The following is a 15,997-nucleotide window of genomic DNA, read 5'->3' on the forward strand; positions in this document are numbered from 1 at the left end:
CGCGCGGCCCCTGCCCTGCGCTGCCCGACGGTCAGTGTGGCGAAACGGTGCGGAAGCCGACGAGCGCCGCCCGCACGAGGCCCGCCAGTTCATCTTCCAGCCTCTCGATGGTGACGCCCGCATAGCGGCTTTCGAGCGAGATCGAGACGATCCCGTGCACCGCTGAGAACAGGGTCCTCGCCCGCAGGAGAACCTCGGCTTCGCCAAGGTCCGGGAAGAGCTCCGAAAGCGGCCCGGCGGCAAGCTCGAACAGCCGTGCCTGGTCCGCCTGCAGGCTCTCGGCGGTCGCGCCGCCATCGGCCGGCACGAATTCGAACAGGGCCCGCCAGAGCGGCGTCTCGTCGGAGGCAAAGCCGAGATAGCACCGGGCGAGCGCCACGAGGCATTCGAGCGAGTCGCTCGCGTCGACCGACTTCAGCCGGTGTTCGAGCCGCCCGAGCGTCTCGGTATTCACGCCGAGAATGATTTCGTCGGTGTTGGCGAAGATGCCGTAGAGCTGACCGTTGGATGCGCCCGAACGGGCGAGGATCTCGCGCAGGCGCACCGCGCGGACCCCGCCCTCGATCATCAGCGCGCGTGCCGCCTCCAGGATCTCGCCCCGCACCTCCTCCGCATTCCTGATCTTTCCCCTCGGCATGCCTCGTCTCCGGTTCCCGAATTTATTTAGGAGCACTCCTCCTATACGGATTGACGCCTGCGGTTTCCAGTGTATCCTAGCTATAGGAGCGATGCTCTTATAGCTGTCCACAAGGAGAATGCGCATGTTCCGACTGTTCACCACCATCGCCCGGGGACGGGCGCACGAGGCGGCCGAAGCCGTCGCGGCGCGGCACGCCCGCACCATCCTCGACCAGCAGATCCGCGAGGCGGCCGCCGCCCTCGACGATGCTCGGCGTGCGCTCGCGCTCTCCGAGGCGAGCCTTGTCCGCGAGGAAGAGGCCGTCCGCGCGCTCGACGTGCGCATCCGCGACATCGAGACCCGCGTCGTGGCGGCGCTGGACAAGGGGCTTGAGGATCTCGCAAGCGACGGCGCGCAGGAGATCGCCGACATGGAGTGCGAGCGCGCGCTCTGCCGCGAGGGCATCGAGAAGATGCGGGCCGAAATCGCCGCAAGGCGTCCGTATCTGCGCCGGTGCGAGACCCGCCTGCGGCGCCTGTCGCGGGGCCGCGATCTCGTCGCCGTCCGCGCCCGCGTCCAATCGCTGTCGGCACGCCCGGATACGACGTCGCTCGCGACGCTGTCGGAAGCGGAAGCGACCCTTGCCGGCCTCGAGGACGCCCAGACCGCCGAAGACGCCCTCGCCGCAGAAGCCACCGTCTGCCGGCAAAGCCCCGTTGAGGACCGCCTTGCCGCCGCCGGCTGCGGCCCGGCCCGCGAGGGCAGCGCCGACGCCGTCCTCGACCGGCTTCGCGCCCGCAGGAATGACGCCGCCTGATCTCTTCCCCCGACCGATCCCGGAAAGGACATTCTCATGAACGCCAATCGCATCCCTACCAATGCCTGGACGATCTTCACCGTCATCTCCTTCGTCGTCGCCTCGCTGATGATGGCCGGCGGCATCTACTTCCTGGAGGCGAGCTTCGCCGCCAAGGGCTTCTACGCTATGGCCGCGATCATGCTGGTCCACACCACTGTCACGATCACGCGGACGCTCCGCGACGTCGAGGAGGCCAACAAGGAGACGATCCGCCAGGAAGAACTGCGGACGGAAAAGATGATCGGCGGGCTGTCCCGCGCCGCCTGATCCCGCACCCCGCGTGCCCGGCCCGCCGGCCGGGCACGTCCCCCTCATCCGGAGCTTCTCCATGTCTCTCCTCGCTTCACGCCGTTTCGCGCCGCTCTTTGCCACACAGTTCCTCTCGGCGGTCTCAGACAACCTCCTGAAGAACGCGCTCGCGCTCATCATCCTCTTCCACACTGCCGGCGAAGGCTCGCCCTCCCTGGTCACGCTCGCCGGCGCCGTCTTCATGCTGCCATTCCTCCTGTTCTCGGCCACCGGCGGCGAGATCGCCGATCGCCACGACAAGGCGCTCGTCGCCCGGCTGCTGAAGGCAGTCGAGGTCGGCGCCGCCCTGATCGCGGCCGCCGGCCTTGCGACATCGTCCATCCCGCTGCTCTTTCTGGCGCTCTTCGCCTTCGGAAGCGTCTCGGCCCTGTTCGGCCCGGTGAAATACGGCATCCTGCCGGACCACCTGCCGACGCAGGACCTTGCGGCGGCCAATGCCTGGATCGAGGGCGCGACCTTCGCGGCGATCCTCGGCGGGACGATCGGCGCCGGGCTCGTCCTGTCCGCCGGTGTTCCCCTCTGGGCCTTCGGGATCGGCATCGCGGCGCTGTCCGTCGTCACCTATCTCGCATCGAGGGCGATCCCCTCGGCTCCTCCGGCCTCGGCGGAAAATACCGTCGACGCCAATCCGCTGCGCGCGACCTGGCGCCTTCTGCGTGAGACGAAGGCGGACCGCCGCATCTTCGCCGTGGCCCTGATGTCGGCCTGGTTCTGGGTCGTGGGGGCGATCGTCCTCTCCGTCCTGCCTGTTCTCGTGGGCACCACGCTCGGCGGGGACGAGACCGTCGTCACGCTCTGCCTTGCTGCCTTCGCCGTCGCGGTCGGTCTCGGCTCCGCCTTCGCCGCCTGGCTCGGCAAGGGCAAGATCGTGCTCCTGCCGGCGCCGGCCGGATGTCTCCTGATGGGTGCCGCGACGCTCGACCTCGTCTTCCGGCTCCATGGCGCTACGCCGAACGCAACGCTCGGCTGGACCACCTTCGCGACTTCGGCAGACGGCGTGTGGCTACTGCTCGACCTTGCCGGCATCGCCTTCGGCGGCGCTCTCGTCGCCGTTCCGAGCTTTGCCGCCCTCCAGGCCTGGGCCGCGCCGGAGCGCCGGGCCCGGACCGTCGCCGGCGCCAATGTCCTGTCCTCCGGCCTGATGGTCCTTGCCGGTGGTCTCGTCGCAGGGCTCCAGGCCATCGGACTCTCGGCTATCGCCGTTCTCGCCATTCTCGCCGCCGGCAATTTCCTCGTCGCCGCCATGATGCTGCGCGCGCTGCCGACCGATCCCTTCCGCGACCTCATCTCGATCGTCTTCCGCGCCTTTCACGGCCTCGAAGTCGAAGGCCTCGAAAACCTTGCCAAGGCCGGCGAAAACCCCATCCTCGCGGTGAACCACACGAGTTTTCTGGACGCGGCCCTCGTGATGACCCTGACCGACCGCAAGCCGGCCTTCGCCATCGATCGGACCACGGCCGAGGCCTGGTGGGTGCGGCCGTTCCTGCGGCTGGTGAAGGCGATGCCGATCGATCCGACCAAGCCGATCGGCACGCGCACCCTCGTGCGCGCCGTTCAGGGGGGCGATCCCCTCGTCATCTTCCCGGAGGGACGGATCACCGTCACCGGCAGGCTCATGAAGATCTACGACGGCACCGCGATGATCGCCGAGAAGGCGGGTGTCCCGATCGTGCCGGTGCGCATCGAAGGCCTTGAACGCAGTCCCTTCTCGCGCCTCACCGGACGCCAGGTCCGCAAGGCCCTGTTCCCGAAAGTGAAGGTCACCATGCTGGAACCCGTCTCGCTGAACGTGCCGGAGAACCTGAAGGGCCGCGCCCGCCGCGCCGCCGCCGGCCTCGCCCTCCACGACGTCATGAGCGACATGCTCGCCGAAACCACCTCGATCGAGTGCACCGTGCCGCAGGCGGTGCTGGCGATCACCCGCGAGCGCGGCACCGGCGCCCTCGCGCTGGAAGACCCGGTCGCCGGCCAAATGACCTATGGCAGGCTGCTCACCGCGGTCGCCGTGCTCGCTCGCCGGCTCGCCGGACAGATGGAAGGCCAGATGAATGTCGGCGTGCTTCTTCCCAATGCGATCGGCACCTGCGTCACCACGCTCGCCCTGATGTCGGCGGGACGCATTCCGGCCATGCTGAACTTCACGGCTGGCAAGGCAAATGTTCTGGCCGCCTGCCGCGTAGCCGAGATCCGCACGGTCCTCACCTCCCGCAAATTCATCGAGAAGGCGAAGCTCGGCGATCTCGCGGGAGCCCTCTCCGAGACTGTCGAGCTCGTCTACCTCGAAGATGTCAGGGCCTCGATCGGGCTTGTCGACAAGCTGCGCGGCGTTCTCTCCCGCCGCCGGCCGCTCGTCGCGCGCGGTCCGGACGATGCGGCGGTGATCCTCTTCACCTCCGGCTCGGAAGGAACGCCCAAGGGTGTCGTCCTTACCCATCGCAACATCATGGCCAATGTCGCCCAGGCGGCGCAGCGCATCGACTTCGACTCCTCCGACAAGGTGTTCAACGTCCTGCCGATGTTCCACGCCTTCGGCCTCACCGCAGGGACGCTCCTGCCGCTCGTCTCGGGCGTCCCGACCTATCTTTACCCTTCGCCGCTGCACTTCCGCATGGTTCCGGAGGCGGTCTACCGCTCGAACGCGACGATCATGTTCGGCACCGACACCTTCCTCACCGGCTATGCCCGCACGGCAAACCCTTACGACTTCCGCTCGCTTCGCTACGTCTTCGCCGGCGCCGAGCCTGTGAAGGAATCGACGCGCCGCGTCTGGGCCGAACGGTTCGGTGTGCGTCTCCTCGAAGGTTATGGCGTGACCGAGACCGCGCCAGTCATCGCGCTGAACACGCCGATGCATGCGCGCGCGGGCAGCGTCGGCCGGCTGATGCCGGGGGTCGAGGCGCGCCTCGAGACGGTTCCGGGCATCGAGGACGGCGGACGCCTCCATGTGCGCGGCCCGAACGTCATGGCCGGCTATCTGAAGGAAGACCGGCCCGGCATTCTCGAAGCGCCGGACGGCGGCTGGCACGACACCGGCGACATCGTCTCGATCGATGCCGAGGGCTTCGTGACCATCCGCGGGCGCGCCAAGCGCTTCGCCAAGATCGGCGGCGAGATGATCTCGCTGGCGGCCGTCGAGAACGCCGCTTCGGAGACCTGGCCGGACGTGAAGTCCTGCGCCGTCTCGGTGCCGGACAAGCGCAGGGGCGAGCGCATCGTGCTCGCGACCGAGGCCAAGGACGCCGACAAGGTGACGCTTCGCGAGGTGGCGCGCCGGCAAGGGCTGCCGGAGATCGCGATGCCATCGCAGATCATGTCGGACTTCGCCATCCCGCTGCTCGGCACGGGCAAGGTCGACTTCGTCGGCACCCGCCGCGCGGTCCTCAATGCCCTCGACGATCCGGCCGTCGCGGCCTGAGCCGGAACCGGCAAAGGCGCACCTGGCCGGAACCGGCTGGGTGCGCCTTCAGTCGCTCGGCTTGATGGCGCGGATCGCGTAGCGGTGCTGAACCTGACGCGCCAGCCCCTTGGTCAGCGGCATTGCACGGGCCTGCGCGCGGTGGATCGGGCCGAGCCGCCGGTCGATCGTAATGTCGGCAAAGCCGGCATCGGTAAGCATCTGCGCGACGTCGCCGGCGCGTGCCCCGTCCTTGAAGTGCACCCGTGAAAGAATGCTGCGGTGGCGCGCGGCGAGATCGCCCGGAAGAGCGGGACCGGAGGCAGCAGCAAGCACGCCGCGGCGCTGCGCGAATCGCTCGAGCCTGGCGATCAGCCGTTCGAGGGGGCCCTGGCTGACGAAGTCGCCGTCGATGACCAGCAGCGTTCCGCCGGGCTTCAGGACCCGCAGCCACTCGGCAAACGCCGCGGCCGGGTCGACGAGGGTCCAGACGAGGTGGCGGGTGACCACGACGTCGAAACTGCCGTCCGCCTCGATGATGCGCTCGGCATCGCCGAGCCGGAAGGTGATCCGCCGGTCGCGGGAGGCCGCCTTCGACGCTGCCCGCTCGAGCATCGCTTCCGACCAGTCGAGGCCGGTCACGCGGAACCCCAGATCATCGAGGAGATGGGAGACGACGCCGGTGCCGCTCGCCAGGTCCAGCGCGCTGCGACCTCCCGCCTCGCCGAGGTGCCGTTCGATCAGCGCATGCCAGGCCCGGCGCTCCCGTTCGCTAAAGATTTCGTGACCGGGAAACTCGTCGAAGCTCGCCGCTCGTTCCGACCAGAAGTCCCGGATTTCGTCCCGCAATCCGTAGTTCGCGCCTGTCGCCATCTCGTCCCGCCGATCCCCATCTGCTTCGAATCCCTCTAAAAGATAAATATTGACTATCCAAGTCATAAATTCGAAGACAGCCCGCATCGACCATCCGAGAAGGAACCTGGATCATGCGGGTTTTCCGGCACCTTGCCGCCATCGCTGTTGCCGTTGTCGCTCTTGCGAGCGGACCCGGCTTCGCCGCAACCGTCACCGACGTCACCGGACGCACTGTGACGGTCGAGACGCCTGTCAAGCGCGTCATCCTCGGCGAGGGCCGACAGATCTACTTCGTCGCCGCTCTCGACCGCGACGCGCCGTTCCAGCGCATCGTCGGCTGGCGGGACGATCTCACCAAGGCCGATCCGGAGACCTATGCGGCCTATCTCGAGAAGTACCCCGAGATCGGTGAGCTGCCGACCTTCGGCGGCATGAAGGACGGCACGTTCGACGTCGAGCAGGCGGTCGCGCTGAAGCCCGACGTGATCCTGATGAATGTCGATGCCAAGACCGCGACCGAAGAGGCCGGCTACATCGGCACGCTGGAGAAGGTCGGCATTCCGCTCGTCTATGTCGACTTCCGCGAGAAGCCGATGGTCAACACCGAGCCGTCCATGCGGCTGATCGGCAAGCTGTTCGGCAAGGAAGAAGTCGCCGAGGACTTCATCGAATTCCGCAAGGAGAGCATTGCGGCCGTCACCGATGTGCTCGACCGCGAGCAGCCGAAGCGCCCCCTGGTCTTCGTCGAGCGCGCGGGCGGCTATTCCGACGACTGCTGCATGTCCTTCGGTGACGAGAACTACGGCAAGATGGTCGAGATCGCCGGCGGCATCAACATGGCCAAGGACATCATCCCGGGCACGTTCGGCACCGTCAATCCTGAGCAGATCATCGCCTCCAACCCCGACCAGGTGATCATAACGGGCGGCAATTGGGAGGGCTATGTTCCCGGTGGCGCATGGGTCGGCGTCGGCTATGGCGCGGATGAGGCGCTTGCCCGAAAGAAGCTCGAGGCGCTGACCAAGCGCCCTGCCTTCACCGGCATCAAGGCCGTGGAGAACGGGAAGGTGCACGCGATCTGGCACCAGTTCTACAACAATCCCTACCAGTTCGTGGCGATCCAGGAGATGGCCAAGTGGCTGCACCCCGATCTCTTCCGCGACCTCGATCCGGAGGCGACCTTCAAGGAGCTGCACGCCCGTTTCCTGCCGCTCGAGTTCAAGCCGGGCTATTTCGTGTCACTCGCAGGCGGCGAATGAGCGTCGCCGCCTCGCATGCCGCAATCCGCGAAGGGCGGGAGCGCTACCGCGCTCTCGCCTTTCGCCGCATCGCGCTCCTGTCCGTCCTCTGCGCAGCCTTGTTCGCCAGTGTCTGCGTCGACATGGCACTCGGACCCGCCAACTACACGATCGCGGAAGTCCTGGATTCGCTCTTCCGCTCGGATCAGGTGAGCGACCAGCTCCGGGTGATCGTGTGGGACATCCGCATGCCGATCGCGCTGATGGCGGTGACGGTCGGTGCCTCGCTCTCGGTGGCGGGTGCGCAGATGCAAACGATCCTCGCCAATCCGCTCGCGAGCCCCTTCACGCTCGGCATCTCCGCGGCGGCCTCCTTCGGCGCCGCGCTGGCGCTGGTGGCCGGTACGGCGCTGGTGCCCCTCGCCGTCGCCTACATGGTGCCGATCAACGCCTTCGTGATGGCGATGGCGGCGGCCCTGTTCATCCATTTCGCCTCGACCATGCGCGGCGTGACGGTCGAAACGATCGTGCTGCTCGGCATCGCACTCGTCTTCACCTTCAACGCCTGCCTGTCGCTTCTCGAATATCTCGCCTCCGAGCAGGCGCTTGCGGCGGTCGTGTTCTGGACGATGGGAAGCCTGACCAAGGCGACCTGGCCGAAAGTGTTCATCACCGCGACGGTGCTCATCGTGACCGTGCCGCTGTTCGCACGCCAGGCCTGGGCGCTGACGGCGCTCCGGCTGGGCGAAGACAAGGCGGCGAGCTTCGGCGTCAACGTCCGGCGGCTGCGGCTGCAGACCATGCTGACGATCAGCCTGCTTGCCGCAATCCCGGTGTCCTTCGTCGGAACCATCGGCTTCGTCGGGCTGGTCGGGCCGCACATGGCGCGCATGCTGGTCGGCGAAGACCAGAGGTTCTTCCTGCCCGCCTCGGTGCTATGCGGGGCGCTGCTCCTGTCGGTGACCTCGGTGGTCTCGAAGACGATCCTGCCGGGCGCGATCCTGCCGATCGGCGTCATCACCGCGCTCGTGGGCGTACCCTTCTTCTTCGTCCTGATCTTCGGCAGCCGGAGGCGCGCATGGTAGCGGTAGCTCTCGACGGCGTCGGCGCGTCCTACGGCAAGCGCACGGTTCTCTCCGGCATCGCCACCGACTTCCTGCAGGGCGGATCGCTGACCGCGGTGATCGGGCCGAATGCCGCCGGAAAGTCGACGCTGTTCAAGCGGATCGCCGGACTTCTGGCAGGGCCAGGAACCGTCCATCTGTCCGGGGCGACCAGCGGCAAGGACGCGATCCGCTACATGCCGCAGGATACCGGCGGAAACGCGGTGCTGACCGTTTACGAATCGGTGCTCCTTGCGGCCAAGCAGGGCTCCGGCTGGCGGGTCAGCGACGCGGAACTGACCGGGATCGACGACATCCTGCGGGCGCTCGACATCCAGCCCCTCGCCTTCCGCGAGCTTGGCGAACTGTCCGGCGGGCAGCGCCAGCTCGTCGCCATCGCCCAGGCGCTCGTCCGCAAGCCCGAGGTGCTGCTCATGGACGAGCCGACCTCGGCGCTCGACCTCTATCGCCAGATCGAGGTCCTGGCCTTCATGCAGCAGCGCGCCGTCGCCTCCGGCATGGCCGTGCTGATCGCGCTGCACGACCTGAACCACGCGCTGCGATATTGCGACCAGACCATCGTCATCGCGGACGGCCAGATGCGGGCCGGCGGACCAACGGCCAAAGTGATCACGCCTGCAATGCTGCGCGACGTCTACCGTGTCGAGGCCAGGGTCGAGCACTGCTCGCGTGGGCGGCCCATGCTGATCGTCGACAGCACCGCCCCGTAAAAGGGCTGCCGCAGCGTGCGTTGGGATAACCTCGACGGCCAGGTCGACGGTGCATGCGGTGCTCGACCGGCATTGGGCTGGTCGCCGGGGGGAAGCGGCGTCGCAACAAGGCCGTTCCGTCACCGATGTGTCCGGGTCGGACATTTGGGAAAATGGTCGGAGCGAGAGGATTCGAACCTCCGACCCCCTGAACCCCATTCAGGTGCGCTACCAGGCTGCGCTACGCTCCGACGTGAGAAATCCCTAGAGAAGTCGGGCTTTGGACGCAAGAGGTGTTTCGCCGGGCGAAACCGATAAGCGGAACGAAGCCGGCACAGTGGGACTTTTCAGACCGCAAGTCCCACGGAAAGTCCCACGGGATGTTCTCTTTGCGTTCGAGGTTTAGATATGCCGAAAAGCAACGAGTCCTCCTGACATGTCCCGCACCGAAGCCATCACCGAACTCGCCAAGCTCGCCGCCGCCACCCCGCCAGAACTTCGCCTGTCCGATGCCGTCGCCGTCCTCGAAGACGTTCTAATCAGCCACGGGCTCGGCGATGTCGCGGAGGCGTTCCGGGCGCTCGATCTGGAGTGGGCATGATGCGCCCTCGCCTCGTCCTGGCCGCCGTCCTCGCGATCGTCACCTCACCCGCCGCAGCAGGCGCGCCGATCAGAGGCGCAGTCACCCGCGTGATCGACGGCGACTCGCTCGTCGTCGGGCGGACCGAGATCCGCCTCTGCGGCATCGACGCGCCGGAGCTGTCGACGCGCGCGGGCAAGCGCTCGGCCAAGACCGCGCGCCAGATGATGATCGGCCGCGCGGCCCGCTGCGTCGCCGTCGGCGATGGCACGCCCTGCGACGGCCGCTCCTATCGCAGGAGCTACGACCGCATTGTCGCGCAGTGCTTCGTCGGCGGGGTCGACGTCGCGCGTCAGCTCGTGCGCCGCCGTGCCGCCTGCGACTGGCCGCGCTTCTCCGGCGGCGCGTACCGAACAGTCGGAGGCTGCGAGCGATGAGCGAGATCGTCCTCGACACGCTCGGCCGCCTTGCCGCTCGCAATCACGGGCTGGTCTTCTACTGCGACGACGCGGACTGCCGCCGCAGGCTGGACCTGACGATCGAGCGCGCGATCGAGATCTACGGTCCCGACCAGAACATCATCCGCTGGCGCCCGGCCGGTATCCGCTGCGCCGCCTGCGGCTGTCGGGAAGTTGAGTGTAGGGTGCAGGCGCCAAACCCCGACGGGAGCACCGGCCGATGACAGCCGACAACAGGAAATGGCGCCCGTCCATCCCGGCGGATCAAGAGTTGGCGCGAGTGCATCAAACTATCCGGGAGATCGAGGGCGAAGAGCTCGCATCGTTAAACCATGCGACCGCGCGAAACACCGTTCAGGAAGAGCTTGGCCGCTTCGGCGCTCCTGAAGACGCCTACAACCTCTCGGACCAAACGCGCGATATCCTCCTCGTCCACTCCCGACAGGACGCAGCGTGGGGAGCGCTGAATTCTCAGTCCATTCTGGAGCAGATCAAGGGGATCAGGCGCCTGCTGCTAGCTCTCCTGATGCTCACGAGTGCCGGCGTGCTTCTGCTTCTCTGGCATATTCGGGCCTCGTGAAGCGTAAAAGACCCGCCGACCCGGTGAAGGATCGGCGGGCGCTTCATCGCGACTGCAGAATGTCAGGTAACCAAAACGATCGCCCATGACGCGACGGCGCACAGCGCGCACGCCATCATCAGATTGCTCTTGAACATCGCTCGGTTGGACGCCTCGACGAGTGGCGCGACGTCTCTGCGGAGTATCATTCGCATTGGAAAACCTGCCAGTCGTTAGGTGTCTACGCCAACCTGGAAGGGCGGCGTCAGTTCCGTCACGACGGGGTTATCTCTCCGGTGTGGGCAGATATGCTTGACGCGAATGCGGACGAGCGAGCCGGGCGAGACGGCGGGCAGTTCGATCTGCCATCGACCGAAGTCCTGGAAGCCGGCGGGCCGGCTCGAGTCCGTCCGGTCTGTGATGAAGGTGATCTGGCTCTTGACCGGGACGCTCTCCGGTGTCGCCTGAATAAGCGCCGTGACCATCTGGCCAGGGATGTATTCGCAGCTCTGGTCGACCTTCCGGCCGGAAACCCTGAACGACCAGCGCTGCGTCTCCGGGTCGAGGCGCCAGCCGCGGGCGTGGAAGTCGATCGCCACCGGATTGACCCATTGGAACAGCCGGTCGCCGAGATTGTAGAGGAATGGCTGGGCGGCAAAGAGCGGCGGCAACACGATCAGCAGTGCGATGATGAGTGTGCCCACCTTGCCTGTCGCGCGGTCAAGGAGCGACATGGAGCCCCCCCTTGACCATGAAGGTGATGAACGCTGCGATGATCGCCCCGACGAGGACCCGGATAATCCAGGTGAGGTGACCATTGAGCTTGCCATAGTCGACCTTCAGGCCATCGAGCTTTTCGAGGACCTGTTTCTGCCGCTCTTCATCGACAGCTGCCTGGCGCTCCAATGTCGTCATCCGTTGGTTGATGGCCCGGTGGTCGATCCGAAGCTCGACGATGTCGGCCTTCAGCTGGGCCGTCTCTTCGGGTGAAGTCATCTGCTATCGGCTCCGGATGATCGGTCTCCAGCGCTCCCAAACCACGCACCCGCGCGCATCCAGAACGGAGACCATTAGAAACCCTTGGCGATCTACCTTGACCGCCCTGATGGTCCCGCCGCGATTGCAGGAGACGTCGGAAATTCGCCGAGGCTGTTCTGGGATCGGTGCCGATTGCGCCGGCTGGTACAGGATTGCGACGGCGCCAACGATGACCCCAGCGACGATGACCTTCGGCGACAGCAACCACCTCACCGCGGCACCGCGTTGTGCCGACGGCACTCCTGAGCCTTGTAGAGGCCGATCCGGCATCCACCCGCCACCGTGTCATCGATGCTCTCCTGATCTTGCGGGGTGGCGCCCCGCGTGCCGGGGAGCGCTGTCCCGAGCGCGCGGCGCAGGTCAGGGGTTGCCGAGACACTTGCCAGGCGGGGTGAAGTCCCAGCGCAGCCCGCGAGTGACGCACTCACGGCGATCAAGACGAGCGTTCTCGCCAGCATTGCCGGTCTCCCTGTTCTGGTTGATGGTGGTGGTGCGCTCAGCCTGACGCCCGCCGTCTTTGGCGCTGTGCAGCGACCAGGCGAGCCAGATGCCGGCGACGGCGGCGACAAGGCCGATGACGATCCATTTCGGCTGGCTGAGCAGCCCGAGCAGCGCGGCCATCACGCCGCCGCCTTCACGGGACCGGCGACGGCGACGTTACCGGTGATCGCGTCCTCGACCCGCGCCTCTCGAATCGCGTTGGCCGCTCCGATCTGCGTCTTCGCCGCGTCCTCGGATGCCTTCGCCTTCCGCGCGCCATGCACCTCGAGCCATATGATGACGATCAGCAGGATCGCGACGGCGAAGCCGCCGAGTGCGTAGAGCGCGGTCGGGTTCTCGACGAGCATCGACAGGATCGAGGTGAGGCTCAGGCCGCCCATGACTGAGCTGAGCCCGCCCCGGGTGATCGCCTGGCGCACCATCTCCTTGCCGTTGGCGATGAGCTGATCGGCCGTGTCCTGGATCACGTCGGTGTTCGCGATCGTGCGGCTGCCTTCATTCTTCAGCTGCTTCGCGGCGTTGCCGATCGACTTCACGGCGAGATCGGGCCGCGCGATCGGGATCGGCAGATTCGCCGGCAGGGAGGCGATCGGCATCGGCCTTTCCGCCGGCGCCACCTTGAGCCCATCGACAGCCGAGGCGAGCGCCTTCGTCGTCTTCTCGCCGACCCACCCGTCGTCGAGGAGGCCGTGCGCCGTCTGGAATGCCTTGACGGCGGCTTCCGTGGCGGGGCCGAAGTCGCCGTCGATCCCCGCGCTGTAGAGCCCGAGCTTGGCGAGCGCCTGCTGGACCGTCTTCACTTGGCTGTTCCGGTCCCCCCTTCGCAGGACGATCGTCGCAGTGCCTTCGACGACAGGCGCCGACCCGGCTGCGCCGTCCCACGGCGTGTCCGGCCGCTTCGACCACCAGGCGAACCGGCTGGCGAGCTTGGTGTCGTACTGGTTCTTGCGGTAGCCGGCGCCGTTATAGCCGCGCGCGAAGGCCGCCCAGTCGTGCCGCCGAATCTCGTCGTCGAGGCCCGACCCGATGATGAACTGCACCATCGCTTCGAGGTGATGCTCCTCGTCGTCCATGATCGCGCGCCACATCTCTTCCGGCGTGTCGTAGCCGCAGAGCTTGTGGTTGAAGGCCATCGTCTGGCCCATGCCGATCGAGCAGGACATCAGCGCAGCGGTCTCGTCGATCGCCATCGCCTTTTGCAGACGTGGATAGCTGTCGGCCGGATAGGGTTGCTCGCCCCAACGCGGATAAGCGAGCCCCTGCCGCTGCGCCTCCGCGCGCTTCGCCTTCGGCAGCTGGCGATAGAAGATGTGCGGCTCGAACAGCATCTTCGGCCGCCCGTAGGGGTCGAAGCCCTTGCCGTTGCCGGTCTCGACGTCGATCACCGCGTGCAGCTCGTCCTCGCCCGCGCCGATCCGGTTGGCGATGCGCGGAATGTCGATGTCGTCCAGGCGCTTCGCCGCGCCCTGGAACCCGTTCCAGTCGGTCATGATGGGTCTCCGGTCAAGAAAAAGCCCGCCGGCGGGATGCGGACGGGCGGCAAGGTTCGCTCAAGCTTCGACGGTCAGCATCCCGTCATGCGGCGAATGCAGGTGGTCCGAACGCGACAACGGATGCCACCGCAGAAGCGGCTCGGCGGGAGAAACGAAAGTCAGATCCCGCCGAGCCCTTTAGTCACACGTCAATTCCGCCCTTGGACATTACGCAGAGTAATTGCTGCATGGCCAAGTAGTTGATAAGATGCGGGGCTGCTTGCGCTCACTCCAGCAGCAGGGGGCTCGGTGGGGCGTGGGGCGGCCTTTCGCCGAGCCCTTTCGCATACTCAAGAGATCGACAGGACGTTCAAACGATAGCGGCTGGCGCTTAAGGTAACCTAAAGTTAGGACATACAGCGCAAGATGTTTCACATCTCTCCTAGCGCTGCGGGGGACGAGCAGACTTCCGCAGCACCGTGGCCCGGTGGAAGCCCCCCGCTTCCGCCGGGCCCTTTTCGTCTCACCGCGGCGCCGGCGTCGGCACCGGCACATTCGCCGGCGGCTTAAGCGCGCTCGTCGTCGGCTTGCGCGTGTCCTTGCCGGCGCCCTCCTGCGGCTGCGCCAGGTCGAGCTGTGTGACCGCCCCGCCCCCGCGGTTCGCCCGCTGGGTGGCGCCGGAGATCCGGTAGAGCCCGTCGATCCCAGGCCGCGCGCCGGAAAGCGTGAACCCACCCTCGGCCATCGCGGTCGGATCGAGATCGATCTCGACCTGGCCGACGCCGGCGTCGCGCTCGGCGTCGCTCTTGTGGCCGTCCGCCATGTCCTTGGCGTGATCCTTGTCCGCCGCCAGCCAGCGCTGCGTGTCGATCGCCTCGCCGACATCCGGCATCTCGATCGTCACGTCCTTCTCGACGAACTTCGCCGCCTTCCGGTCGAACCAGCGGACCCGCTTGGTCTTCGCCCGCGGCCGCCCCTTCGACGGGTCGATGTTCACGCTGATCACGTTGCCGCCCTGGCCGCAGACGCCGCGCACGACCGGCAGCGCCGCCCCGGTCACCGACTTGCCGGAGCCGCGCTTGGCGAGCACGGCCTCAGTCCCGCCCTTGATCTTGAACGTCGCGCCCAGCTCGGCGCGCAGCCGCTCGCCCCATTCGATGAAGTGCATCCCGGCGGGCGACCAGTAGTCGCGGACGATCTGGCCGAGCTCGGGATCGACCGTCACGTCGATCCCGGCGAGCTTGCCGGCCTTCTTCAGCGCCTCGGAGAGCGGCTTGTCGTCGAGATGCCAGAACTGCGGCTCGATCGCCTTGCCGCGCGTGTCGAAGGCCTTGGCGTTCACCTCGAGCACGCGGCCGCCGCCGCGCGTCAGCCGCCAGGGCGTCGAGTCGACCACGCCGTCGAAGATCACGACGCCGTTCAGAAGCACCTTGATCAGCGTCTTCGGCTTCGGCAGGAAGAGCTGCCCCTTGGAGTCGTCGAAGACAAGCCGGCAGCGGTCGCTCTCGATCCCGGCGCGATCGACGACCTCGATCTCCTGGAGATAGGGCCGCATGCCGATCGTGGCGTTCGCCCCGCCGACGAACACCTGCCAGTAAACCTTCCAGGCCATCGGGGTCCCTCGTTACGCCGCGCCGAACAGGTCGACGACGTCGACGGCGGGGACCGCATTGCCCGGCCGGTCCGGGATGATCAGCATCGTCCCGATCGGGAGCACCGGGCCGAGCGCGGCGAGCCCCGGATTGAGCTCAAGCGCCTCAGTGAGGATCGCCCGCGCCGTCCGCGGGTCGTATTTCGCGGCGAGGATCGCGTCGAGGACGAGGCCCTCGCTGCGCACGGTGAGCGTCGACGGCATGGTCAGCCTCCCAGCGCGCCGAACAGCGAGGCGATCATGCTGATCACCCCGGCCCCCGTTCCGCTCGAGGGCACCGGGACCTTGGTCAGCTGCATCTGATATTGGACGGCGAATCCGACACCGTTGCGCATCAGGTCCTCATGGCTCTCGCGGATCTCGTCGATCACCCGCCAGCCGAGGCTGCCGCCGTCGCCGCGCATCGCGGGCAGCGCGGTCTGGGTGATCCGCAGCTGGTCGGCGAGCGCCAGCTCGGTCAGCCCGCCGATCTTGAACGGCAGCAGCTGGCCGGACAGCGTGATCACGTCGTCGCCCTCGCCCATCGGCTCGCGCGGCGGCAGGCTGCCGATGACCGGCTTGACCGCATAGTCGCCCTTCGCCCGCCGCTCGAACTTGTCGGCGTTGAAGGGGAAGGTGTCGAGCATGATCGGCCCGATCATGTAGAGCATC

The 15,997-nt window shown here is 67.0% G+C and carries 19 protein-coding genes and 1 tRNA gene; 10 read left to right on the forward strand and 10 right to left on the reverse strand.

The window, feature by feature from the left end:
• Positions 1-31 precede the first annotated feature (31 nt).
• A complete protein-coding gene (locus tag LH400_RS00485) occupies positions 32-637 on the reverse strand; it encodes a TetR/AcrR family transcriptional regulator (protein ID WP_229150686.1) in 606 nt (201 codons plus the stop codon).
• Between the two features lie 124 nt (positions 638-761).
• Between LH400_RS00485 and LH400_RS00490 the strand changes: the two genes are divergently transcribed.
• From LH400_RS00490 to LH400_RS00500, 3 genes are all read left to right on the forward strand, one after another.
• A complete protein-coding gene (locus tag LH400_RS00490; RefSeq protein WP_229150687.1) occupies positions 762-1,436 on the forward strand; it encodes a PspA/IM30 family protein in 675 nt (224 codons plus the stop codon).
• 36 nt (positions 1,437-1,472) lie between these two features.
• Entirely contained in the window at positions 1,473-1,745 is a 273-nt protein-coding gene (locus tag LH400_RS00495) for a YiaA/YiaB family inner membrane protein (RefSeq protein ID WP_229150688.1), read from the forward strand.
• A 61-nt stretch (positions 1,746-1,806) separates the two neighbouring features.
• The gene (locus LH400_RS00500) at positions 1,807-5,202 is read left to right on the forward strand and encodes an acyl-[ACP]--phospholipid O-acyltransferase (RefSeq protein ID WP_229150689.1); all 3,396 of its coding nucleotides are present in this window, start codon (positions 1,807-1,809) and stop codon (positions 5,200-5,202) included.
• A gap of 48 nt (positions 5,203-5,250) precedes the next feature.
• On the opposite strand, the gene LH400_RS00505 is transcribed toward LH400_RS00500, so the two are convergent.
• Positions 5,251-6,054, reverse strand: a complete 804-nt coding sequence (locus LH400_RS00505) for a class I SAM-dependent methyltransferase (RefSeq protein ID WP_229150690.1) — start codon at positions 6,052-6,054, stop codon at positions 5,251-5,253.
• Positions 6,055-6,167: 113 nt separating this feature from the next.
• Here LH400_RS00505 and LH400_RS00510 point away from each other — a divergent pair, with 113 nt between their 5' ends.
• From LH400_RS00510 to LH400_RS00520, 3 genes are read left to right on the forward strand one after another with little or no spacing between them, the layout of a single operon-like run.
• Positions 6,168-7,295 carry an ABC transporter substrate-binding protein gene (locus LH400_RS00510; RefSeq protein WP_229150691.1) on the forward strand — a complete coding sequence of 376 codons (1,128 nt, stop codon included), beginning with the start codon at positions 6,168-6,170 and terminating at the stop codon, positions 7,293-7,295.
• Positions 7,292-8,359: a FecCD family ABC transporter permease gene (locus tag LH400_RS00515; RefSeq protein WP_229150692.1), complete on the forward strand. Its 1,068-nt coding sequence runs from the start codon at positions 7,292-7,294 to the stop codon at positions 8,357-8,359. The genes LH400_RS00510 and LH400_RS00515 overlap by 4 nt, the downstream gene beginning before the upstream one ends.
• Positions 8,353-9,108 carry an ABC transporter ATP-binding protein gene (locus tag LH400_RS00520; protein ID WP_229150693.1) on the forward strand — a complete coding sequence of 252 codons (756 nt, stop codon included), beginning with the start codon at positions 8,353-8,355 and terminating at the stop codon, positions 9,106-9,108. The genes LH400_RS00515 and LH400_RS00520 overlap by 7 nt, the downstream gene beginning before the upstream one ends.
• Positions 9,109-9,261: 153 nt before the next feature.
• Here the strand turns inward: LH400_RS00520 and LH400_RS00525 are convergent.
• Positions 9,262-9,338, reverse strand: a tRNA-Pro gene (locus LH400_RS00525).
• 185 nt (positions 9,339-9,523) lie between these two features.
• Between LH400_RS00525 and LH400_RS00530 the strand changes: the two genes are divergently transcribed.
• Genes LH400_RS00530 through LH400_RS00545 form a run of 4 tightly spaced genes read left to right on the forward strand, consistent with a single transcriptional unit; the run spans position 9,524 to position 10,705 of the window.
• Positions 9,524-9,688: a hypothetical protein gene (locus LH400_RS00530; protein WP_229150694.1), complete on the forward strand. Its 165-nt coding sequence runs from the start codon at positions 9,524-9,526 to the stop codon at positions 9,686-9,688.
• Positions 9,685-10,104: a thermonuclease family protein gene (locus tag LH400_RS00535; protein ID WP_229150695.1), complete on the forward strand. Its 420-nt coding sequence runs from the start codon at positions 9,685-9,687 to the stop codon at positions 10,102-10,104. Before LH400_RS00530 ends, LH400_RS00535 begins: the two co-directional genes overlap by 4 nt.
• The gene (locus LH400_RS00540) at positions 10,101-10,349 is read left to right on the forward strand and encodes a hypothetical protein (protein ID WP_229150696.1); all 249 of its coding nucleotides are present in this window, start codon (positions 10,101-10,103) and stop codon (positions 10,347-10,349) included. The genes LH400_RS00535 and LH400_RS00540 overlap by 4 nt, the downstream gene beginning before the upstream one ends.
• The gene (locus LH400_RS00545; RefSeq protein WP_229150697.1) at positions 10,346-10,705 is read left to right on the forward strand and encodes a hypothetical protein; all 360 of its coding nucleotides are present in this window, start codon (positions 10,346-10,348) and stop codon (positions 10,703-10,705) included. Before LH400_RS00540 ends, LH400_RS00545 begins: the two co-directional genes overlap by 4 nt.
• Before the next feature lie 212 nt (positions 10,706-10,917).
• Here the strand turns inward: LH400_RS00545 and LH400_RS00550 are convergent, their stop codons facing one another.
• The 7 genes from LH400_RS00550 to LH400_RS00580 form a co-directional block, all read right to left on the reverse strand.
• The gene (locus LH400_RS00550; protein ID WP_229150698.1) at positions 10,918-11,418 is read right to left on the reverse strand and encodes a hypothetical protein; all 501 of its coding nucleotides are present in this window, start codon (positions 11,416-11,418) and stop codon (positions 10,918-10,920) included.
• Positions 11,405-11,680: a hemolysin XhlA family protein gene (locus tag LH400_RS00555; protein ID WP_229150699.1), complete on the reverse strand. Its 276-nt coding sequence runs from the start codon at positions 11,678-11,680 to the stop codon at positions 11,405-11,407. The genes LH400_RS00550 and LH400_RS00555 overlap by 14 nt, the downstream gene beginning before the upstream one ends.
• 402 nt (positions 11,681-12,082) lie before the next feature.
• Positions 12,083-12,343, reverse strand: coding sequence for a hypothetical protein (locus LH400_RS00560; RefSeq protein ID WP_229150700.1), 261 nt, complete (start codon positions 12,341-12,343; stop codon positions 12,083-12,085).
• The gene (locus LH400_RS00565; RefSeq protein ID WP_229150701.1) at positions 12,343-13,713 is read right to left on the reverse strand and encodes an N-acetylmuramidase domain-containing protein; all 1,371 of its coding nucleotides are present in this window, start codon (positions 13,711-13,713) and stop codon (positions 12,343-12,345) included. Before LH400_RS00565 ends, LH400_RS00560 begins: the two co-directional genes overlap by 1 nt.
• A gap of 505 nt (positions 13,714-14,218) precedes the next feature.
• The gene (locus LH400_RS00570; protein ID WP_229150702.1) at positions 14,219-15,307 is read right to left on the reverse strand and encodes a phage late control D family protein; all 1,089 of its coding nucleotides are present in this window, start codon (positions 15,305-15,307) and stop codon (positions 14,219-14,221) included.
• 12 nt (positions 15,308-15,319) lie between these two features.
• The gene (locus LH400_RS00575) at positions 15,320-15,550 is read right to left on the reverse strand and encodes a tail protein X (RefSeq protein WP_229150703.1); all 231 of its coding nucleotides are present in this window, start codon (positions 15,548-15,550) and stop codon (positions 15,320-15,322) included.
• A 2-nt stretch (positions 15,551-15,552) separates the two neighbouring features.
• Positions 15,553-15,996, reverse strand: a complete 444-nt coding sequence (locus tag LH400_RS00580; protein ID WP_229150704.1) for a phage tail protein — start codon at positions 15,994-15,996, stop codon at positions 15,553-15,555.
• Between the last annotated feature and the right edge of the window lies 1 nt (position 15,997).

The organism is Jiella soli, assembly GCF_020615385.1.
In the GTDB taxonomy this organism is placed as follows: Bacteria; Pseudomonadota; Alphaproteobacteria; order Rhizobiales; family Rhizobiaceae; genus VKMB-3413.